Here is a 20,974-nt window from a genome sequence, read left to right as displayed (position 1 = left end):
AGACGAGCATGCGCGAGACCGGCCGTTCCGGCTGCCCGATCAATCTGACGCTGGAAATCCTGGGAGATCGCTGGAGCCTGATCGTCCTGCGCGACGTGATGTTCGGCAATCGCCGGCACTTCCGCGAGCTCCTGTCGAAATCCGACGAGGGCATCGCCTCGAACATCCTCGCCGACCGGCTGAAGCGCCTCGTCGGGAACGGGCTGCTCTCGCGCCGCGACGACGCCAGCCACAAGCAGAAGGCGATCTACAGCCTGACCGAGATGGGCATCGCGCTCGTGCCCGTCTTCGCCGCGATGGGCGAATGGGGCCGGCGCTCCCTGCCGGTGACCGAGGAGCTCTCGATCCGGGCCGAGTTCTTGAGCGAAGGCGGCCCCGCGCTCTGGGAGCGCTTCATGGAGGAGCTGCGCTTCCTCCATCTCGACGCGCCAAAGCCAGAGCGATCCGTGCTCGACGAGCTGACGCAGGCCTATCGGGAGGCGCTGGCGCGGCGGCAGGCGGCTTTGGCCGCCTCCGCCTGACGCCCTACTCCGCCGCCAATCGCGGCCGGGCCGGCTTCGACATCGCTTCCGCCGTCGCGATCGCCGGGGCCGCGTGCTCGTCGATCGGCTCCCAGCTGCTTTCGTCCTCGGCCTTGCCGAAGAAGCGGCCGAAGAGCCAGCCGGTCGCGCGCGAGAGATCGTCCATCACCATGTAGAAGGACGGCACGAAGACGAGCGACAGCACGGTCGAGACGATCAGGCCGCCGATCACCGCGATCGCCATCGGCGCGCGGAACTCGCCACCGTCGCCGACGCCATAGGCCGAGGGCAGCATGCCCGCCGCCATGGCGATGGTCGTCATCAGGATCGGGCGCGCCCGCTTGCGGCCGGCCTCGATCAGCGCGGTCATCCGGTCCTTGCCGCGCCCGACCTCCTCGACCGCGAAATCGACCAGCATGATCGCGTTCTTGGTGACGATGCCCATCAGCATCAGCAGGCCGATATAGACCGGCATGGAGACGGCATTCTGCGTCGCCAGCAGCGCGATCACCACGCCGCCGAAGGAAAGCGGCAGCGAGAGCAGGATGGTGATCGGCTGGAAGACCGAGCCGAACAGCAGGATCAGCACCGCCAGCACCAGCATGAGGCCGGTCGTCATCGCGGTGATGAAGCCCTGGACGACCTCGCCCTGGATCTCTGCGTCGCCGGTCGCGGCGATCCAGACGCCCGGCGGCAGGCCGACCTCCTTGACGATCTCCTGGAACTTCTCCTGAGCGGTGCCGAGCTCGAAGCCGCGTTTGAGATCGGCGCCGATCTGCGCCCGGCGGACGCGGTCGTAGCGGTCGATCGAGCTCGGGCCTTCGCCGAAGCCGATTTCGGCGACGGCGGTGAGCGGGATCGAGACGCCGTTCGTGTTGGTGACGCGCAGCGCCGCGATGTTGCGCATGTCGGTGCGCGCGGCCTCGTCGAGCTGGACGCGGATCGGCACCAGCCGGTCGCCGGCGTTGAACTTGGCGAGATTGGCGCCGACATCGCCGATCGTGGCGACGCGCACGGCTTCCGAGATCGCCTCCGGCGTGACGCCGAGATTGGCGGCCTCCTCCAGCTTCGGCGTGACGCGCAGCTCCGGGCGGCTGAGCGAACCGGCGGTGGCGACGTTGAGATAGCCATCGACCTGGCGCATCCGCGCCTCGATCTTGGCGACCGCGGCGTCGAGCGCTTCGCCATCCTTCGACAGGATCGAGAAGGCCATCTCGCGCTCGCCGCGCTCGTTGACGTACCAGGCGCGCACATCCGGCACGCTGGCGAGCTTCTCGGCGATGGTGACCTTGAGCTCCTTCTGGGCGATGTCGCGCTCGGCCTTGGGCTTGAGCAGGATGAAGACGGCGGCGCGGCGCACCTCGCGCTGGCCGGTCGGCGAGGCGCCGCCGAGCACGAAGACGTTGGTCACCTCGGGGATCGTCTTCAGCGCGTCGACGAGCTTGTCGGTGGTGACGCGGGTATCCTCCAGCGTCGAGCCCGGCGGCAGCTCGACCGAGGCCACGACGCGCGAGGTGTCCTCATCCGGGATGAAGCCGGTCGGCAGCAGCTGCGTCGCCTGGATCGAGCCGATCAGGAACATGAAGCCGATCACCAGCGTCGCATAGGCCGTGTTGAACGGCATGCTGCGCCAGCGGCCCGTGCCGTCGAAGCGCGGGAAGAACGGGATGCGCCGCTTCTTCAGCGTCGTCTTGAGCAGGCCGACATAGGCGCCCATGATCCGCCCGTCCTTCGGGTCGGCATGGTGGACCGGCCGCATCAGATAGGCCGCCATCATCGGCGTGATCAGCCGCGCCACGAGCAGCGAGAACAGCACGGCGACCGCGACCGTCAGGCCGAACTGCCGGAAATACTGGCCGGCGACGCCGCCCATGAAGGAGACCGGCGCGAAGATCGCGACGATGGTGAGCGTGATCGCGATGACCGCGAGCCCGATCTCGTCCGCCGCCTCCATCGCGGCGCGATAGGGCGACTTGCCCATCTTCATGTGCCGGACGATGTTCTCGATCTCGACGATGGCGTCGTCGACCAGGATGCCGGTCACCAGCGTGATGCCGAGCAGGCTGACCAGGTTGAGCGAGAAGCCCATCAGCTCCATCGCCCAAAAGGTGGGGATGGCCGAGAGCGGAAGAGCAACGGCCGTGATCAGCGTCGCGCGCCAGTTGCGCAGGAACAGGAAGACGACGATGACGGCGAGCGCGGCGCCCTCGATCAGCGTCTCCATCGCCGCCTTGTAGTTGCCGTGGGTATAGGCGACGGCGTCGTCGATCGGCGTGATCTTGATGTCGGGGAAGCGCTTGTTCAGTTCCTCGACGCGCTGCGCCACCACGTCCTTGACCGAGAGCTCGCTCGAACCCTTCGAGCGGAACACCGCGAAGGTCACGACCGGGTTCTTGTTGAGCCGGCCGAAGGCGCGCGGCTCCGAATGCGAATCCTCGACGCGGCCGAGCTCCTTCAGCCGCACCTCGCGCCCGCCCGAGAGCGTGATCTTGGTCTCGGCCAGGTCGGCGACGGTGCGCGCGCCGGCAAGCGTGCGGATCGCCTGCTCCTGCCCGCCGACCTCGCCGCGCCCGCCGGCGAGGTCGACATTGGTGGCGCGGATCTGGCGGTTGACCTCGTTGGCAGTGATGCCGAGCGCCAGCAGCCGGTCGGGATCGAGCGAGATGCGGATCTCGCGATCGACGCCGCCATAGCGCTCGACGCGGCCGACGCCCTTCAGCCCCTGCAGCTCGCGCGCGACGACGTCGTCGACATGCCAGGAGAGCTGCTCCAGCGTCATGCCGGCCGAGGCCGCGCCATAGGTCAGGATCGACTGGCCCTCGACATCGATGCGCTGGATCACCGGCTCGTCGATGGTGCGGGGCAGATCGGCCCTGATCTTGGCGATGGCGTCCTTGACGTCGTTGACAGCGCGGTCGGTGTCGGTCTCGAGCCGGAACTCGATCAGCGTCAGCGACTGGCCGTCGGCCAGGGTCGAGGTGACGTGCTTGACGCCGGTGATGTTGGCAACCGAATCCTCGACGCGCTTGCTGACCTGGCTTTCGAGCTCGGCCGGCGCCGCGCCGGACTGGGTCACGGTGACCGAGACCAGCGGGATGTCGATATTCGGAAAGCGCGTGACCGGCAGCTTCGAGAAGGCGAGCAGGCCGAGCACGCAGAGCACGAAGAAGAGCAGGATCGCCGGGACCGGCTTCCGGATCGACCAGGCGGAGAAGTTCACGTTCATGGTCGCATCCGTCAGTTGGTCGCGACGGGAGTGACGAGGTCGCCGTCACGCACGAAGGTGCCGGCGCGTGCGACCACGGTCTCTCCCTCGACGAGGCCGGAGGCGATCTCGGCGCGCCCCCCGCCCGACAGGCCGAGCGTCACCGGCTTGGTCGTCACCTTGCCGTCCTTGACGCTCTGCACGCTCGCTCCGACGCGGCTATAGGTGATGGCGGAAAGCGGCAAAGTCACGGCCTGCTTGCGTCCGGTCTCGATGATGCCGCGCGCGAAGGTCCCAATCGCCACCGGCGGATTGCCGTCGAGCGCGACCCTGACCCGGCCGAGGCGCGAGGCCTTGTCGACCTCGGGCGAGATCAGGCGGATCGTGCCCGCCAACGTTTCCCGGGCTCCAGCCGGCGTCACGGCCACCTTCTGCCCGAGCTTCAGCCCCGGCAGCTCGACCTCGGCGACCTCCGCCTCGAGCTCGACGGCGCCGTCGGCGATGATGCGGAACAGGGGCTCGGCCCCCGGCGACATGCTCGCGGTTCCGCCCAGCCGGGCGGTGCGGCGGCTGACGATGCCGGCGCGCGGCGCCTTGATCTCGGTACGGGCGAGCTTGACCGCGATGTCCTTGCCCTGCGCCTGGGCGAGCGCGAGATCGGCACTGGCGATCGCCAGGAGTTGCCGGCTCGCATTGGCGCGCGCCTGCCCCGAACGCGCCGCCGCGGCGCGCTGGTCGAACATCTCGATGCTGGCATTGCCGCTCTCGCGCAGCGCCTTGGTGCGGTCGAAGGCATTGTTGGCCTGGACCAGATTGGCGTCGGCCTCGGCGATCTGCGCCTGTGCCTGCGCAACGGCCGCCTCGGCGCGGGCGATCTGCGCGTCGTTCTGCGCCTTCTGGACATCCAGAGTCGTCCGGTCGAGCCGAGCGAGCACCGCCCCCTGCCGGACCCGGTCGCCCTCCTCCGCCAGGAGATCGACGATCGACAGCCCGTCGACCTCCGGTCCGACCAGGATCTCATCGCGCGCCACCATCGAGCCGGAAACGACGACGCTCTCGACGATCTCGGTCCGCTGGGCCTGCGTCACCGTGACGGAGGGGCCCGCCGCCGCGGGCGTCGGCGCCGGCGTCTGCGCGGCAAGCGGCAGGGATGCGGTCAGGAGGACCGCCAGCACGGCGGCCGTCGCGGCCGGGCGGAGCGGATGGAAGACGCGGAAGCGAGCGGACATCGCGGTGGATCCTGTTGCGGCGGCGCGACTGGACGAAAGCGGGGAAGCGGAGGCAGAGATCATGGTTTCGGGTCCGGATCGGGCAGGAGCATGCTCTGCGCGAGTTGGCGCATGCCGGCAAAGAGGGTGTCGGCTGCAACAGCCTCATCGAAGGTCGGGTCCATGGCGCGCCGACAGAAGAAGCCGTCCGCCATCATCGAGATCGCGAGCAGGAAACGGTGCTCGTCGAGCCGCGGCGGCAGCTCGCCATTGCGCTTGGCCTCGCCGATCGCGGTCGCCAGCCCCTCGATCACCGTGCCCTCGATATCGGCGCACATCCGCGCCATCTCGGGGTTGCGCGCGGCTTCAGCCCAGATCTGAAGGGCGATCACTGCCTTCTCGCGAGGCTGGCGGACGAGGTGCTTGCGGCCGAGCTCCTCGAGCTGGTCGAGGAGCGAGCCGTTGGCCGGACACAGGCTGCCGAAATCTTCCGCGATCAGGCTGCGGTCCCGTTCGGACATGCCGGCGATGATCGCATCCTTGGAGTTGAAGTAGCGGTAGAGATTGCCCGGGCTCATCCCCGCCTCGGCCGCGACGTCCTGCATCGTCGCCGCATGGAAGCCGGCGCGTGCGAAGACGCGCTCCGCCGCATCGAGGATGCGGATATGGCGCTCCGACAGGGCGGAATCGGACAGCGTGGCGGGCAGCACGGGGGGCATCGCAACTCGACAACAATGAGAATGAATGTTCATTCTCATCTCAGATAAGCAGACCGTCGTCAAGCAAAACGGCATTTCCACCGGCGGAATCCGGCATGATGGCGGAAGCTTGCCGGATCATTGCCGCGCTCCCGGCGCATAATTCGCTTGCTTCGTTCCGTCTGGAACCGCATGCTCGGAAGCGATCTGGCATGGCTTCGCGCGCCGTCCCTGTGCCCATCCGCGTGCGAGCGACCTCGAAGTCCGTGATGAACGACCACGCCTTCCCCTTCCGCCCGGCGCGCCGAACCCGTTCCCTCGTTTCCGTCCGCAAGCTGCGGCCCGCGCCGAAGCCCGTCCTCATTGTTCTGCATCAGGAGCACTCGACGTCCGGCCGCGTCGGCCGGCTGCTCCAGGCCCGCGGCCATGCGCTCGATATCCGCAAGCCGCGCTTCGGCGATCCGTTGCCGCGGACCATGCGCGACCATGCCGGCGCCGTGATCTTCGGCGGGCCGATGAGCGCCAACGACGCCGACGACTTCGTCAAGGCCGAGATCGACTGGATCGGCACCTGCCTGAAGGAGGATGCGCCTTTCCTCGGCATCTGCCTCGGCGCGCAGATGCTGACCCGGCATCTCGGCGGACGCGTCTATCCGCATGCCGAGGGCCGCGCCGAGGTCGGCTATTATGCGCTGAACCCGACGACGGCGGGCGACGGCCATGCCCGCGAGGCCGGCTTCGTCTGGCCGCGCACCGTCTATCAATGGCACCGCGAAGGCTTCGACTGCCCGAACGGCGCCGAATGCCTCGCGACCGGCGGCGACTTCCCGGTCCAGGCGATCCGCGCCGGCAGCAAGGCCTACGGCATCCAGTTCCATCCCGAAGTGACGCCGGCGATGATGTATCGCTGGTCGGTACGTGGCCATGAGCGCACGCTGATGCCCGGTGCCCAGCTCGGCCACACCCATGTCCCCGGCTGGTTCCAGCATGATCCGGCGATCCGGCTCTGGCTCGACGCCTTCCTCGACCACTGGCTGAAACAGCCCGCCGATACCGCCTCGGAGCCCGCGTGACCCAGACTGCTCTCGTCCTCGGCGCCGGCATGGTCGGCGTCTCCTGCGCGCTCGCCCTGCAGAAGCGCGGCATCGCCGTGACTTTGATCGACCGCCGGGAGCCCGGCTGCGAGACCTCCTACGGCAATGCCGGCGTGCTCGCGACATCGTCGATCGTGCCGCTCAACAACCCGTCGCTGTTCCCGAAGATCGCCGGTTATCTCGGCAATCGCCATCCGGCGCTCAATCTGAGCTGGCGCCGCGCCCTGTCGCGGCCGGGCTGGCTGCTGCGCTTCCTCTGGGAGGCCAGGCCGTCGCAGGCCGCCGCCCGCATCGCCGCGCTGCAGGCGCTGACCGCGAGCACCGTCGCGCGCCACCGCGCCCTGATGGCTGAAGCCGGCGTCCCCCACCGCCTGCGCGAAACCGGCACGCTCAAGCTATGGCGCACCGAGGCCGGCCACGCCGCAGCCCAGGCCGAGCACGATTTCCTGAAGCGCCATGGCATCGAGTCTGAAGTCCTCGACCGGCAGGGCATCTCCGCCGTCGAGCCGAGCCTGAACCCGATCTTCCCGGCCGGGCTGCTGATCCCCTCCGTCGGCTCGGTCGATTCACCCGGCGCGGTCACCGCCGCCTATGGCAGGCTCTTCGCCGAGCGCGGCGGGCGGATCGAGCAGGCCACGATCACCGGCCTCGCCCGAAACGGCGCCGGCTGGCGTGCCAGCACCGCACAGGGCGCATTCGATGCCGACATCGCCGTGGTCGCGCTCGGCCCCTGGAGCGGCGACCTGCTCAAGCCCCTCGGCATCGATCCGAAACTCGACGTCGAACGCGGCTATCACCGCCATATGAAGCCCCAGGCGGGTACCAGCCTGTCGCGGCCGGTCTACGATGTCGACGGCGCCTACTATATGGCGCCGATGGAGCAGGGTTTCCGCGTCACCAGCGGTGTCGATCTGTCCTTCCGCGACGCGCCCGACGAGCACCGCCAGATCGACGGCGCCACGGCCGCCGCCCGCGAGGCCTTCCCGCTCGGCGAGGCCGTCGGCGAAACCTGGCGCGGCGCCCGGCCGACCCTGCCGGATTCACTGCCGATGATCGGCGAGGCGCCGCGCAACCCCGGCCTCTGGCTCGCCTTCGGCAACCAGCATATCGGCTTCTCGACCGGCCCGATCACCGGCGAGATGGTCGCTGCCATGGTCTGCGGAGAAGCACCCCCGATCGATCCGGCGCCGTTCCGGCCGGGGCGATATATCGCCTGAAACGGTCCCCGCGCCCTTCATCGACATCAGCGCCAGGAGATGAAACGAAAACGCCAGCCCCGAGGGCTGGCGTCATAAACACTTGAATAGCGAATGGCGGCGCCGGCTCAGACCTGGCGCGCCACCATCATCTTCTTGACTTCCGCGATCGCCTTGGCCGGGTTCAGGCCCTTCGGGCAGGCATTGGCGCAGTTCATGATGGTGTGGCAGCGATAGAGCCGGAAGGGGTCTTCCAGATTGTCGAGCCGCTCGCCCGTCGCCTCGTCGCGGCTATCGATCAGCCAGCGATAGGCCTGCAGCAGCGCCGCCGGGCCGAGATAGCGATCGCCGTTCCACCAATAGCTCGGGCAGGAGGTCGAGCAGCAGGCGCAGAGGATGCACTCGTAGAGCCCGTCGAGCTTCTCGCGGTCATCCTTGGCCTGGCGCCATTCCTTCTCGGGAGCCGGCGTCGTCGTCTGCAGCCAGGGCTCGATCGAGGCGTGCTGCGCGTAGAAGCGGGTCAGGTCAGGCACGAGGTCCTTGACGACCGGCATATGCGGCAGCGGGTAGATCGCGACCTTGCCGGCGCTCTTGCCAGTACCGCCGCATTCGTCGATGCCGGTGGTGCAGGCCAGCCCGTTCTTGCCGTCCATGTTCATGGCGCAGGAACCGCAGATGCCCTCGCGGCAGGAGCGGCGGAAGGTCAGCGTCGGGTCGACCTTGTTCTTGATCCAGATCAGCGCATCGAGAACCATCGGCCCGCAATCGTCGCGGTCGACATAATAGGTGTCGGTGCGCGGATTGGCGGTGTCGTCCGGGTTCCAGCGATAGATCTTGAACTCGGTGACGTTCTTGGCGTTGGCCGGCTTCGGCCAGGCCTTGCCCTCGGTCAGGCGGGAGTTCTTCGGGAGATTGAATTCGGCCATCGGATCGTCCTCAGTACACCCGCGCCTTGGGCTTGATGTACTCGATGTCGTTGGACATCGTGTACGTGTGCACCGGCCGGTCATCGAGGGTGACCGTGCGCTTCTCGTCGTCGATCCAGGCCAGGGTGTGCTTCATCCAGTCCTTGTCGTCGCGGTTCGGATAATCCTCGCGGGCATGCGCGCCGCGGCTTTCCGGCCGGTTCAGCGCCGAGTCCATGGTGACGACCGCCTGGGTGATCAGGTTGTCGAACTCCAGCGTCTCGATCAGGTCGGAATTCCAGATCAGCGAGCGATCCTTGGTGCCGATATCGGTGATGCCGGCCCAGACCTCGTGGATGAGCTTGTGGCCCTCTTCCAGCGTATCGCCCTCGCGGTAGACGGCGCAGTTGTTCTGCATCGTCCGCTGCATCCGGTCGCGAAGCTCCGCCGTCGGCGTCTTGCCCGCAGCGTTGCGGTACTTGTCGAGGCGGGTGAGCGCCAGATCGGCCGAGTTCTTCGGCAGTTCCGGCTGCTTCTCGCCCGCCGTCACCGTCTCGGCGCAGCGCAGGCCGGCCGCACGGCCGAAGACGACGAGGTCGATCAGCGAGTTGGAGCCGAGGCGATTGGCGCCATGGACCGAGACGCAGGCCGCCTCGCCGATCGCCATCAGGCCGGGAACCACCGTATCCGGATCGCCGCCGACCTTGGTCAGCACCTCGCCGTGATAGTTCGTCGGGATGCCGCCCATGTTGTAGTGGACGGTCGGCAGCACCGGAATCGGCTCGCGGGTGACGTCGACGCCGGCGAAGATCTTGGCGCTCTCCGAGATGCCCGGCAGGCGTTCGTGCAGGATCTTCGGGTCGAGATGGTCGAGATGCAGGTAGATGTGGTCCTTGTCCTTGCCGACGCCGCGGCCGGCCCGGATCTCCATCGTCATCGAGCGCGAGACGACGTCGCGCGAGGCAAGGTCCTTGGCGGAGGGGGCGTAGCGCTCCATGAAGCGCTCGCCCTCGGAATTGGTGAGATAGCCGCCCTCGCCGCGCGCGCCTTCGGTGATCAGGCAGCCCGAGCCGTAGATGCCGGTCGGATGGAACTGCACGAACTCCATGTCCTGCAGTGGCAGGCCGGCGCGCAGCACCATGCCGCCGCCATCGCCGGTGCAGGTATGGGCCGAGGTCGCCGAGAAATAGGCGCGGCCATAGCCGCCGGTCGCCAGGATCGTCTGCTGGGCGCGGAAGCGGTGCAGCGTGCCGTCATCGAGCTTGAGCGCGATCACGCCGCGGCAATGGCCGTCCTCGTCCATGATCAGGTCGATGGCGAAGTACTCGATGAAGAACTCGGTATTGTAGCGCAGCGCCTGGCCGTAGAGCGTGTGCAGCATGGCGTGGCCGGTCCGGTCGGCCGCGGCGCAGGTGCGCTGGGCCGGCGGACCCTGGCCGAATTCGGTGGTCATGCCGCCGAAGGGGCGCTGGTAGATCTTGCCGTCCTCGGTGCGCGAGAAGGGCACGCCCCAATGCTCGAGCTCGTAGACGGCGGCCGGCGCGTTGCGCACCAGATACTCGATGGCGTCCTGGTCGCCGAGCCAGTCCGACCCCTTCACGGTATCGAACATGTGCCACTGCCAGGTGTCCTTGCCCATGTTGCCGAGCGAGGCGGCGACGCCGCCCTGCGCCGCGACGGTGTGCGAGCGGGTCGGGAACACCTTGGTGATGCAGGCCGTGCGCAGGCCAGCCTGCGAGCAGCCGACGGTGGCGCGAAGGCCCGCGCCACCGGCCCCGACGACGACGACGTCGAAGGTGTGGTCCGTGATCGGATAGGCGGCTCCGGTATAGGCCGGGACCGGGCGGGACTTGGTGATCGCCATCGGATCAGCCTCCAAAAGACAGCTTCAGCACCGCATAGACGCTGGCCGCGCCGACCGCGATGGCGAAGAAGGTGTTGGCCATGACGGCGAGGACCTTCGGCCCTTCGGCATGGACGTAATCCTCGATGACGACCTGCATGCCGAGACGCATATGGATGCAGGCCGAGAGGATGAAGAGCAGCATCAGGATGGCGACGCAGGGGTTGGACAGAAGCGCGACAGCGGCCGGATAGGGCCGGCCGACCAGCGCGATGACGACGCCGATGAAGATGACCGTCAGGATCAGGTTCGAGACGGCGGTGACGCGCTGCAGCCAGAAATGGCCGGTGCCGGACTTCGCGGAACCGAGGCCGCGGACGCGGCCGAGCGGAGTGCGCATCGAGGAGTTGGACTGCATGACGGACTCCTCAGCGCAGGACCAGCGCGACGATCCAGACCAGGACCGTCAGGCTCACCGAGCCGACCAGCGTGAACTTGGCCATTTTCATGCGGGTCTCGGGCTCGTAGCCCTTGCCCATGTCCCAGACGAAGTGGCGCAGCCCCCCGAGCATGTGATGGATCAGCGAGAAGCTGTAGAGGAACAGCACGAGGCGGCCGAGGAAGGAGCCGGCGATCGCCTGGGCGGTACCGAAGGCGGCGGGGCCGGACGCGGCGGCGACGAGCCAGGCTGCGATCAGCACCGTGCCGAGATAGAGCCCCGACCCGGTGACGCGGTGGGCGACGGACATCGCCATCGTCCAGGACCAGCGGTAGATCTGCAGATGCGGCGAAAGCGGGCGAGCCACGGGCTTGACCTCGGCCAATATCGTTCTCCGATCAAGCGGCCCGTCGGAAAACGGCGGACCCATTTGGGATCATTCTAGGGTGACTGGTTCTCTAACGAAACCATCCCGGCGCTGCAATGCGGCACGCGCATAACAAAGTTACAGATTCTGAAAATCGTCATTTCGTTACAAAAAGCTTAGCGCGGCTCCCATTAAGGAGTGCTTGCCGGCACCATAACCGTCACTGCGAGCGAAGCGAAGCAACCCAGAGGGACTGGGTAGAGCCTTCAGCCCTGCGGCCCGGCTTTGCTTCGTCGCTTCGCTCCTCGCAACCACGTCCGAAGTCACCGCGGCAGCAGCGCCCAGTAGTCGAAATCGAGGATCACGCTCGGATCGTACTGATCGCCCTGCTTCAGCGGGTGGTCGGCGCAGGGTCGGTTCTTGGCGGCGACGAGCCTCAGCCGGAGTGCTCCGACATCGCCGCGCCCCGGCAGCTCCGCGCTCGCCAGCACCTCGCTCCAGGCATAGACCGTGTCGCCGGCGAAGAGCGGCGCAACATGGCGCCCGCCATTGATCGCCGCGATGTGGAAGGCGTTGCCGAGCCCGTTGAAGGAGAGTGCCCGCGCCAGGCTGATGACATGGCCGCCATAGATCAGCCGCTTGCCGAAGCGGCTGCCCTGCGCGGCATGGGCATCGAAATGCACTCTGGCCGTATTCTGGTAGAGCCGGGTCGCGAGCTGGTGCTCGCTCTCCTCGACGGTCATGCCGTCGACATGGTCGATGCGCTCGCCGACGGCATAGTCGCTCCAGCGGAAGGGCGAGCCTGCCAGCGCATCGTCATAGGCAGAGAGCTCGATCGCGGGGCAGCCTTCGCCGAGCTCTTCGGGCAGCACGGCCTTCGCCAGTTCCGGCACCTGCTCGGCATGGGCCGGCGTGCCGGGCTCCCGCTTGCGCACCAGTACCCAGCGCGCATAGCTCAGCACGATCTCGGCATGCTGGTTGCGGCCGATCGAGCGGACATAGACGATGCCGGCATCGCCCGCGGATGTCTGCTTCAGCCCGATGACCTCGGAGGTCGTCGCCAACGTGTCGCCGGGGAAGACCGGCCGCAGGAACCGGCCATCGGCGTAGCCGAGATTGGCGACCGCATTGAGCGAGATGTCCGGTACGGTCTTACCGAAGACGATGTGGAAGACCAGCAGGTCGTCCACCGGCGCCGCCGGGTAGCCGATCGCCCGGGCGAAGGCGTCCGAGGACTGCACGGCGAAGCGCGGCCCGTAGAGGGCGGTGTAGAGTGCGACGTCGCCGGCCGTCACCGTGCGCGGCGTCGCGTGCACGATCATGTCGCCGAGATGGAAATCCTCGAAGAAGCGGCCGGAACTGGTCTTCGCTGTCGCGCCGGTCATGCATCGCCTCCTGATCGCCGGCGATATTGCGTTGCAACCAAGCGCGCCGTCCAGCCCCGACGAAAGGCCGAGCGTCATGCCCGGGCTTGCCCCTAGCATATCATGCAGAAGGGGCGCCTCTTTCGTCAGGAGATTCGCGGGTCAAGCCCGGGAATGACGCCCCCTTACCCCGCGATCGCCGCGAGCTTCGTCAGATCGACATTGGCCCCGCAGACCAGAACGCCGAGCCGCTCGCCCGCCGCGGGCTCGTAGGCGCCGCACAGGAGCGCCGCCAGCGCTGCCGCCCCGCCCGGCTCGACCGCAAGGCGGAAATCGCGCCAGAGCAGCGCTTGCGCCTCGGTGATCGCCGCATCCGGCACGAGCGCGATGCGGGCGACGCTGTCCTTGGTGACGTCGTAGACGAGCTGGCCGACATTGCGGGCGCCGAGCGAATCCGCCGCGACCGACGCGACCTTGACCTCGACCGGCCCCTTCGCCTCGAACGCCGCCTGGAGCGCCCGCGAACCCTCGGGCTCGACGCCGACGACCTTGACCTTGCTGCCGGCGAACCAGCTCGCGATGCCCGAGATCAGCCCGCCGCCGCCGACCGCGACGAGCACCGTGTCGAGATCGGGCTCCTGCAGATCCCATTCGCGGCCGAGCGTGCCCTGCCCGGCGATCGTCTCCATCGCGGCGAAGGGGTGGATCTTGAGCGCCCCGGTCTCCGCGACGAAGCGGTCGCAGGCCGCCTGCGCATCGTCGTACTGCGCGCCGCCGACGACCACATCGGCGCCGAAGCGCCGGATCGCGTCGATCTTGGCTGCCGGCGAGATCTCCGGCACGAAGATCGTCGCCTTCACCCCTCGCTTCATCGCGGCATAGGCCACCGCCGCACCGTGATTGCCGCCCGATGCGGCCGAGACTCCGGCCGCCGGCACAGGCAGCGAGAGCAGGTTGTTGAAGGCGCCGCGCGTCTTGAACGAGCCGGCATGCTGCAGGCATTCGAGCTTGAGCGAGACATCCGCCTTGGTGCCGAGCGCGCCGGCGCCGAGCCGCATCACGGGTGTAACCCGCGCATGGCCGGCGATGCGCCCGGCCGCTTCCTCGATCATCGGGCGGGTGACAGGGGAAACGCTCATGACGGAATCCTGTGCTGGCTGAGGCGAGGACGCAAAGGTCCAGATCGCGACCGGAAGCCCGTGGCTATCGCGTCCGGGCGGATCGGGGAAGGGCCTGCCCCGCCCGGCGGCAATGTGCCGGGCGACGACGAGGGCGGCGAGCGCGTCGAGCAGGTCGTCGCCCGCCGCACCCCGCGGCGGCCGGGCTTCAGCCGTTGCAGCCGGGATGCCCGCGGCGACCAGCAGGCCCCGGCGCTCGCAGAGCCCCGCCGGATTGACCACGCCCTTGATCTTCTTCGGATGCGCCAGCGTCGCACCGCGCATCATGCGGAAGGCGAGCTCAGGATGGATTTCGAAAACGCGCTCGCTCAGCGCCGGCTCGCCGCGCAGCAGCCTGTCGATCTCGCGGATCTTGGGAAAGAGGTGGAATCCCTGCTTCGAGACCTTGCGCGGCGGGTCGGACGCCGCCAGCGCCCGCGCGCAGGCCTCGGCATAGTCGGCGGCCTCGACGGCGCACCGCGCCGGGATCGCGAAGACCGAGGATTGCCGAGCGCCGAGCAGCGGCCGGACCAGTTGCTCGGGCCCGCGACCGGAACCCTGCACCCGCTCCGGCAACCCAATAGGCATGTCGACCGCCACGATGTCGGGCACGGCATCGGCGAACAGATCGTCGAAGCGCGGCAGGACGCGCACCATCGGCGGACATTCCGGCCGGCTCGTGTCGAAAAGCGCCGCGATCCAGCCGCCGCGGCAGCCATCGACGCCGGCGAGCAATGCCATGACCACTTCCTCCGCCTTTCGCAGCGCTGGCATTGCGGCTGCGGTGGTCTACTGTGCGGCGCAACACAAGCCGGCCGTGTCAGGAGAGATGATGACGACGATTCGCCCCCGCCGCAGCGCCCTCTATATGCCGGGTTCCAACGCCCGCGCGCTCGAGAAGGCGCGCGAGCTCGCGGCCGATGTGCTGATTCTCGATCTCGAGGACGCCGTCGCCCCCGATGCCAAGGCCGTGGCGCGCGACCAGGTCTGCACCGCGGTAAAGGCCGGCGGCTATGGCAAGCGCGAGCTGGTGATCCGGGTCAATGGCCTCGCCACCCCCTGGTTCTCCGACGATCTCGCCGCGGCGGCGGCAGCCGCGCCCGCCGCGATCCTGCTGCCGAAGGTCGACTCGCCCGAGACGTTGCGCGAGGTCGGCCGGCGGCTCGACGTCCTGCAGGCCGCGCCGGAGATCGCCGTCTGGGCGATGATCGAGACCCCGCTCGCCATCCTCGACGTCGAGCGCATTGCCCGGGCCGCCCGCGATCCTGCCACGCGGCTCTCCTGCTTCGTGATGGGCACCAATGATCTCGCCAAGGAGACGCGCGCCCGCTTCGTGCCGGGCCGCGCGCCGATGCTGCCCTGGCTGACCAGCGCGCTGCTTGCCGCGCGCGCCCATGGCATCGACATCCTCGACGGGGTCTACAACGAGATCCGGGACGAGGCGGGCTTCCGGGCGGAATGCGAGCAGGGGCGCGATCTCGGCTTCGACGGCAAGACGCTGATCCACCCCTCGCAGCTCAGCCCCGCCAACGCGATCTTCGCGCCGGACGAGGCGGAGCTCGCCCGGGCGCGCGCGATCATCGCCGCCTTCGACCAGCCGGAGAATGCCGGCAAGGGCGCGATCCAGCTCGACGGGCGGATGGTCGAGCTGCTGCATGCCGAAATGGCGCGCCGCACCGTGGCGCTGGCGGAAGCGATCGCTGCCTGAAATGAAAAAGGGGTCGCGCCAGGCGCGACCCCTTGATCTTTCCGACGCCTGCGCCGGGCCTCAGCCCTTCTTCGCGGCCTTGGCGCGCTCGATCGCCTCGACGATCAGCCTCTTGGCCTCGGCGGCACCGCCCCAGCCCTTGAGCTTCACCCACTTGCCGGGCTCGAGATCCTTGTAGTGCTCGAAGAAGTGCTGGATCTGGTCGAGCGTGATCTTCGGCAGGTCGGTGTAGTTGTGGACGTTCTCGTAGCGCTTCGTCAGCTTCGGCACCGGCACGGCGATGATCTTCTCGTCGCCGCCGCCCTCGTCCTCCATCAGCATCACGCCGATCGGCCGGACCGCAATGTAGGAGCCCGGCACCAGTGGGCGCGTATTGGCGACGAGCACATCGCAGGGGTCGCCGTCTTCCGACAGCGTGTGCGGGATGAAGCCGTAATTCCCCGGATAGCGCATCGGCGTGTAGAGGAAGCGATCGACGAAGAGCGTGCCGGCTTCCTTGTCCATCTCGTACTTGATCGGTTCGCCGCCGATCGCCACTTCGATCAGGACGTTGACTTCGTCGGGCGGGTTCTTGCCGATGGAGATGGCGTCGATGCGCATGGGAAACCTTCACTCGGAAATTTCGCGGGCGTTATGCAAGTTCGACGCGAAAAGTCCAACCCCTTCCTTCGCTCGGTCGTGCACGGGGGCCCGGCGCAATTTGCGCGACGGGGTGTGCGCTGGTATCGGGCGCTGCATGAAGCCGACCGAGATCTTCCCGTGCTGAGCCGCCCGCGCTCCGACGAGGAGCGTTACGCCCGCCGCATGGCCCGCATCGCCCGCTGGGACCGCCCGATCGAAGGCCGCGGCCAGCGCCTGCGCGCCTGGGCCAACATGCTGCTCGTCGATCATGGCATCTTCCGGCTGGCCTATCTCAACGCGCATCGCGTCACGCCGAAGCTGTGGCGCGCCGCCCAGCCAGCTCCGCATCAGATCGCGCGCTTCGCCCGCCAGGGCGTCAGGACCATCGTCAATCTGCGCGGCGGCCGCGAACACGGCTCCTGGCCGCTGCAGAAGGAAGCCTGCGAGCGCCACGGCATCACGCTCGTCGACTTCGTGCTGCGTTCGCGCGGCGCGCCGGACCGCGAGACGATCCTCGGCTCCAAGGCCTTCTTCGAGAGCCTCGACAAGCCGGCGCTCGTCCACTGCAAGTCCGGCGCCGATCGTGCCGGCTTCTTCTCGGCGCTGTACCTGCTCGTCCATGAGGGCCGCCCGCTCGACGAGGCGATGCGCCAGCTCTCCCTGCGTTACGGCCATTTCCGCTTCGCCAAGACCGGCATCCTCGACGCCTTCTTCGAGGCCTATGGCCGAGAAGGCGAGGCGAAGGGCATCGCCTTCCTCGACTGGGTCGAGACGGTCTACGACCCGGAGCGGCTCGAGCGCGAATTCAAGCCGGGCCTGCTCTCCTCGCTCGTCGCGGACCGCCTGATCCGCCGGGAATAGGGCGTCAGCGCGCCGCGCTGCCCACGGCAAGGCCGCTGGCAGGCACGTCCTCGACATGGCCGAGATGCAGCCAGATGAACACCGCATGCATTAGCATGCGCAGGACCGAGATCAGGCCAATCACCTCGAGCAGGGCCGGCGAAAGCGCGCCGAAGGAGGCCATCGCCACGATGATCGCGACGAGCGCCAGCGCGTTGATCGCAACCTGCCATAGGGGCTGGCGCGACAGCGTCGCCATTTCCTGCAGCGGCGCCAGCACGGCGATGCCGACATAGAACGGCGCCATCAGCGCGATCACGACGCCGAGATCCTCCCATTGCGTGCCGACGAGCCACGGGTCCGCCAGCAGGAAGGTGAAGGCGATGGCGCCGAAGAGCAGCACCGCCCCGGCGATGAGCGCAAGCGCCATGATCCGCGCCCAGAGGCGCCGGCGCTGCCCAGGGCAGGCCCGCAGCCGGTTCAGCACCACCGGGATCGAGACCGTGCCGAACATCTGGGTCGGCATGTCGAGCAGGCGCATCGACAGGGCGATCTGGGCGGCGAGCACGGTGTTGGAGGCGTAGGGCAGCGCCAGCACCGGGGCGATGGCGAAGCCATAGGCGAGGAGCGCCGCCGGCAGCATCGCCCGCGGGGCGTCGCGCCAGCGATAGGCCGCGCCGAGGAGGCCGCGCCACGACCACAGGGCCGGATGCGCGAGCCTCAGCACCGCCGGCCAACGTCGCCGCAGCAGATAACCGGCGGCCAGCACATGCCCCAGCATATCGGCCAGGAACAACGCGAGCGCCTTGGGCCCGAAGATGACGATCAACACCAGCATGATCGCCGGCTGGACCATCGCCTGCACGACATTGCTGTTGCCGATCGCGCGGAAATCGCCCTCGGCCGTGGCCTCGGCCCAGAGCAGCCGCAGCACCGAACGGGCGACCAGCGAACCGAAGAACAGGAACCCGACCGCAGGCGCGATCCAGCCGAAGGCGGCGAGCCCGATCAGAACCGCTGCCACCGCAACACAGAAGGCGAAGCCGACCGCCGTCGCAAGCCGGAAGGCGAGGCCGAGCCGGACCCGGTCGCCGCTCTGGAAGAACACTGCCTCCAGGCGCAGCAGCGAAGCGGTCGAGACGAAGTTCACCGCGGCGGAGAAGACCGCGAAAGCCGCGAAGACGAAAGGCGGGCAGAGCGCGGCAGCGATCAGGAGACCCCAGACCGAAATCAGCCGAGCCTGGACGAAGCGCAACCCCAGCAGCACGGCCGAACGCAGCATCGGCGCCCGCGCCGCGACGAAGCGGCGCCCGGCCGCCAGGGCGAGGGCCGGCCGGCTGGGCGGCAGCAGCGCACGTTCCATGGCGACATGAGCGGTCATATCGACATCCACCACAGGCTGATCGGACAGCCTGTCATCGGCCGCGCCAGTGCCGGAAGGATCGGCAGGCGCGCTCACGAACGACGGGCCTTCTGCCGCGCAGGCTGCGACGGTATGGTTAACGATCGGTAAATCTCAGTCATGACCAGCCGGTGACGGGGAGCCTCGGCTCCCCGGAAACATCTGCGTCAAGCGCAGGATGTCGCCTTTTTTGCGGCCTCAGACGAACTTCGCCTTGAGCGCCTCGAAGCGCTCTAGCTGATCCGGCAGCAATTCGCGAGCGGCGTCTCGCCGCACGAAGACCTTGAACATCGCCTCGCCCGCCCCGTTGAAGAACTGGACCGAGCAGGAGCGGCGGCCGTGGAAGGCGCGATCCACGACATAGATCGCCGTGCAGTTGCCGGCCTTGATATGGCCGCCGATCGGGCTGTCGCCATGGATGTTGTAGTAGCCATGGCCGAAGGAGCCGACCGGCAGGGAGCCCTCGCATTCGAGCACGATGTCGGGGGTGTGCACGATGAAGAGCACCTCGCCCCAGGTCGCGAGATCCTGCCAGAGCGCCTCGAAATGCTCCGGCGCCACGAGGACGCGGTCGCTCGCCGGCGCCTGCTCGAGCACGACCAGCGTCGACACGCCGGCCTCGCGCGCGATCGCCTCGATCACGCCGTCCGGCTTGGCCGCGAGCAGTTCGCGCACCCGCTCCATCGCCGCCGGCGCGGCTGTTTCCAGCAACGTCATCCCGCCGCCCTCACTCGGCCGCCTGGCGGGGCAGATGCGGGTTGGTTTCGGTCAGGATCGTCTCGAAACCCTCGAATTCGGGATGGCCGAGATAGATCGGCTTCGGGCGCGGCTGGCCGGCATTGCGATGCGATTCGCGGAACTGCTCCGACTTGGTCCAGGCAACGAAATCCTCCTTCGCAGCCCAGCTCGTATGCGACGAATAGAGCGTGTGGTCCTCCTTCTCCGGCCCCTTCAGCAGATGGAAGGACAGGAAGCCCGGCATCTCGTCGAGCCGGCTCTTGCGCGAGGACCAGACCGTCTCGAAGGCGGCCTCCTCGCCCTTGACGACCTTGAAGCGATTCATGGCGATGAACATGGCAAACCCTGCGCTGGCACTGCCGCGGGAAGCGGCTGGAACGGGCAGCGGAGCGAAGCGCTCGCGCCAGCCCTGCATGCCGCCTCAGCGAGGCGCCCATCCCGGAAAAGCGCATGGCACGATCCGGCGGCGGACAAGGTGCCGCGGCCGGAACCGGCGCACTCCGGCGCCGCCCTTGACCCCTTGTAGTAAAGCCGAATATCACCGTCAACAATACATGTAAGTATTTCTTGTTTTGAGTAATTAAAAACAGGAAATTACTTGAGTTGAATCATTGTAAACTGAAAACCGCCTTCTGAATTGGCCGATCTGCTTCGGATAGCGATCCGCTGCCCCGGCCGTGCATGGAGTTGCCATATGTCCGGCTCGCGCATCCCCGCGACGCAACGCCTTCCCTCCCGTCCGAGCCGACGCGAATTCGCCACGTGCCTCGCACTGGCGGCGCTCGGCCTCCGCGGGCTCGCCTTGCCCGCAGGCCTTACTGGCTCAGCCCTCGCGCAGACGCCCGATCGCATCGTCGTCGCCGGCGGCGTCATCACCGAGGTGCTCTACGCGCTCGGCCTCCAGGACAGAATCGTTGGCGTCGACTCCACCAGCCAGTTCCCGGCCGAAGCCCTGAAGGACAAGGCGAATATCGGTTATGTCCGTGCCCTTTCCGCCGAGGGCGTGCTCTCGCTCAAGCCGTCTCTCGTGATGCTGATCGAGGGTGCCGGCCCGCCCGACGCCATTTCCCTGCTCAACGAATCCGGCGTGAAGCTCGTCCGCATCACCGACGGGCTGACGCCGGATGGCGTCGCCACCAAGATCGCCGCGATCGGCGCCGCTGTCGGCGCCGCCGGACCGGCCGGGCGCCTGGCGGCCCGGGCCCGGGCCGGCTTCGACGAGCTCGCCTCCCTGCGCTCCACCGTCGCGAAGAAGCGCCGCGTGCTCTTCCTGCTCTCGCTCCAGAACGGCCGCGCCCTGGTCGGCGGCCGCAACAGCACGGCCGACGCGATCATTTCGCTTGCGGGAGGCCTCAACGTCGCCGACGCGATCGAGGGCTACAAGCCGATGACCGACGAGGCCATCGCCGCCGCCGCGCCGGAAATGGTGCTGATGATGCGCAACAGCAGCGCCCACAACATCACCCCCGACGAGCTCTTCGCCATGCCCTCCTTCGCTCAGACCCCGGCCGCGGCGGGCAAGCGGCTGCTGCATATGGACGGGCTCTACCTGCTCGGCTTCGGACCGCGCACGCCGATGGCGGCGCGCGATCTCATGGCCGCGATCTATCCGGAAGCCGGCATCCCGCCGCTGAAGACGGCCGCCGCCCCGTGACCCTCGCCGCGCCT

The 20,974-nt window shown here is 68.2% G+C and carries 19 protein-coding genes; 6 read left to right on the top strand and 13 right to left on the bottom strand.

Annotated elements, in window-relative coordinates:
- Positions 1-8: 8 nt before the first annotated feature.
- Positions 9-521, top strand: coding sequence for a winged helix-turn-helix transcriptional regulator (locus B5Y19_RS03870; RefSeq protein ID WP_055729088.1), 513 nt, complete (start codon positions 9-11; stop codon positions 519-521).
- Positions 522-525: 4 nt separating this feature from the next.
- Here the strand turns inward: B5Y19_RS03870 and B5Y19_RS03865 are convergent, their stop codons facing one another.
- Genes B5Y19_RS03865 through B5Y19_RS03855 form a run of 3 tightly spaced genes read right to left on the bottom strand, consistent with a single transcriptional unit; the run spans position 526 to position 5,644 of the window.
- Positions 526-3,747 carry an efflux RND transporter permease subunit gene (locus B5Y19_RS03865; RefSeq protein ID WP_079591133.1) on the bottom strand — a complete coding sequence of 1,074 codons (3,222 nt, stop codon included), beginning with the start codon at positions 3,745-3,747 and terminating at the stop codon, positions 526-528.
- An 11-nt stretch (positions 3,748-3,758) separates the two neighbouring features.
- Positions 3,759-4,955 carry an efflux RND transporter periplasmic adaptor subunit gene (locus B5Y19_RS03860; RefSeq protein WP_055729090.1) on the bottom strand — a complete coding sequence of 399 codons (1,197 nt, stop codon included), beginning with the start codon at positions 4,953-4,955 and terminating at the stop codon, positions 3,759-3,761.
- Between the two features lie 59 nt (positions 4,956-5,014).
- Positions 5,015-5,644: a TetR/AcrR family transcriptional regulator gene (locus tag B5Y19_RS03855; protein WP_176168557.1), complete on the bottom strand. Its 630-nt coding sequence runs from the start codon at positions 5,642-5,644 to the stop codon at positions 5,015-5,017.
- A gap of 257 nt (positions 5,645-5,901) precedes the next feature.
- Between B5Y19_RS03855 and B5Y19_RS03850 the strand changes: the two genes are divergently transcribed.
- Together B5Y19_RS03850 and B5Y19_RS03845 are read left to right on the top strand one after the other, a co-directional pair.
- Positions 5,902-6,705, top strand: coding sequence for a glutamine amidotransferase (locus tag B5Y19_RS03850; RefSeq protein WP_079591225.1), 804 nt, complete (start codon positions 5,902-5,904; stop codon positions 6,703-6,705).
- Positions 6,702-7,943: an NAD(P)/FAD-dependent oxidoreductase gene (locus B5Y19_RS03845; RefSeq protein ID WP_079591131.1), complete on the top strand. Its 1,242-nt coding sequence runs from the start codon at positions 6,702-6,704 to the stop codon at positions 7,941-7,943. The genes B5Y19_RS03850 and B5Y19_RS03845 overlap by 4 nt, the downstream gene beginning before the upstream one ends.
- A gap of 107 nt (positions 7,944-8,050) precedes the next feature.
- Here B5Y19_RS03845 and B5Y19_RS03840 read toward each other — a convergent pair whose 3' ends face one another.
- From B5Y19_RS03840 to B5Y19_RS26655, 6 genes are all read right to left on the bottom strand, one after another.
- Positions 8,051-8,848, bottom strand: coding sequence for a succinate dehydrogenase iron-sulfur subunit (locus B5Y19_RS03840; protein WP_055729092.1), 798 nt, complete (start codon positions 8,846-8,848; stop codon positions 8,051-8,053).
- A gap of 10 nt (positions 8,849-8,858) precedes the next feature.
- Entirely contained in the window at positions 8,859-10,691 is a 1,833-nt protein-coding gene (gene sdhA / locus B5Y19_RS03835; RefSeq protein WP_079591130.1) for a succinate dehydrogenase flavoprotein subunit, read from the bottom strand.
- A 4-nt stretch (positions 10,692-10,695) separates the two neighbouring features.
- Positions 10,696-11,088, bottom strand: a complete 393-nt coding sequence (sdhD, locus tag B5Y19_RS03830; RefSeq protein ID WP_055729094.1) for a succinate dehydrogenase, hydrophobic membrane anchor protein — start codon at positions 11,086-11,088, stop codon at positions 10,696-10,698.
- Positions 11,089-11,098: 10 nt separating this feature from the next.
- Positions 11,099-11,497 (bottom strand): succinate dehydrogenase, cytochrome b556 subunit, encoded by a 399-nt coding sequence (gene sdhC, locus B5Y19_RS03825; RefSeq protein ID WP_244555490.1) that lies wholly within the window; start codon positions 11,495-11,497, stop codon positions 11,099-11,101.
- 302 nt (positions 11,498-11,799) lie between these two features.
- A complete protein-coding gene (locus B5Y19_RS03820) occupies positions 11,800-12,861 on the bottom strand; it encodes a MaoC family dehydratase (RefSeq protein ID WP_055729096.1) in 1,062 nt (353 codons plus the stop codon).
- A 164-nt stretch (positions 12,862-13,025) separates the two neighbouring features.
- The gene (locus tag B5Y19_RS26655; protein WP_342060147.1) at positions 13,026-14,738 is read right to left on the bottom strand and encodes a serine/threonine dehydratase; all 1,713 of its coding nucleotides are present in this window, start codon (positions 14,736-14,738) and stop codon (positions 13,026-13,028) included.
- 91 nt (positions 14,739-14,829) lie between these two features.
- Here B5Y19_RS26655 and B5Y19_RS03810 point away from each other — a divergent pair, with 91 nt between their 5' ends.
- Positions 14,830-15,705 carry an HpcH/HpaI aldolase/citrate lyase family protein gene (locus B5Y19_RS03810; RefSeq protein WP_079591223.1) on the top strand — a complete coding sequence of 292 codons (876 nt, stop codon included), beginning with the start codon at positions 14,830-14,832 and terminating at the stop codon, positions 15,703-15,705.
- Between the two features lie 60 nt (positions 15,706-15,765).
- Here the strand turns inward: B5Y19_RS03810 and ppa are convergent, their stop codons facing one another.
- Positions 15,766-16,305 (bottom strand): inorganic diphosphatase, encoded by a 540-nt coding sequence (gene ppa / locus B5Y19_RS03805; RefSeq protein WP_055729098.1) that lies wholly within the window; start codon positions 16,303-16,305, stop codon positions 15,766-15,768.
- Positions 16,306-16,464: 159 nt separating this feature from the next.
- On the opposite strand from ppa, the gene B5Y19_RS03800 reads away from it, so the two are divergent.
- Positions 16,465-17,187 carry a fused DSP-PTPase phosphatase/NAD kinase-like protein gene (locus tag B5Y19_RS03800; protein WP_411914135.1) on the top strand — a complete coding sequence of 241 codons (723 nt, stop codon included), beginning with the start codon at positions 16,465-16,467 and terminating at the stop codon, positions 17,185-17,187.
- A 4-nt stretch (positions 17,188-17,191) separates the two neighbouring features.
- On the opposite strand, the gene B5Y19_RS03795 is transcribed toward B5Y19_RS03800, so the two are convergent.
- The 3 genes from B5Y19_RS03795 to B5Y19_RS03785 form a co-directional block, all read right to left on the bottom strand.
- Entirely contained in the window at positions 17,192-18,547 is a 1,356-nt protein-coding gene (locus B5Y19_RS03795) for a hypothetical protein (RefSeq protein WP_055729099.1), read from the bottom strand.
- A gap of 219 nt (positions 18,548-18,766) precedes the next feature.
- On the bottom strand, positions 18,767-19,285 hold the full coding sequence (gene hutX, locus B5Y19_RS03790) for a heme utilization cystosolic carrier protein HutX (RefSeq protein ID WP_055729100.1): 519 nt from the start codon (positions 19,283-19,285) through the stop codon (positions 18,767-18,769).
- A gap of 10 nt (positions 19,286-19,295) precedes the next feature.
- Positions 19,296-19,643: a heme-degrading protein HmuQ gene (locus B5Y19_RS03785; RefSeq protein WP_055729135.1), complete on the bottom strand. Its 348-nt coding sequence runs from the start codon at positions 19,641-19,643 to the stop codon at positions 19,296-19,298.
- Between the two features lie 357 nt (positions 19,644-20,000).
- On the opposite strand from B5Y19_RS03785, the gene B5Y19_RS03780 reads away from it, so the two are divergent.
- Positions 20,001-20,960: a heme/hemin ABC transporter substrate-binding protein gene (locus B5Y19_RS03780; RefSeq protein ID WP_079591127.1), complete on the top strand. Its 960-nt coding sequence runs from the start codon at positions 20,001-20,003 to the stop codon at positions 20,958-20,960.
- The last annotated feature ends 14 nt before the right edge of the window (positions 20,961-20,974 follow it).

The sequence above is a fragment of the Allobosea thiooxidans genome (assembly GCF_900168195.1).
Lineage (GTDB): Bacteria > Pseudomonadota > Alphaproteobacteria > Rhizobiales > Beijerinckiaceae > Allobosea > Allobosea thiooxidans.
This window is presented reverse-complemented; position numbering and strand designations above follow the sequence as displayed.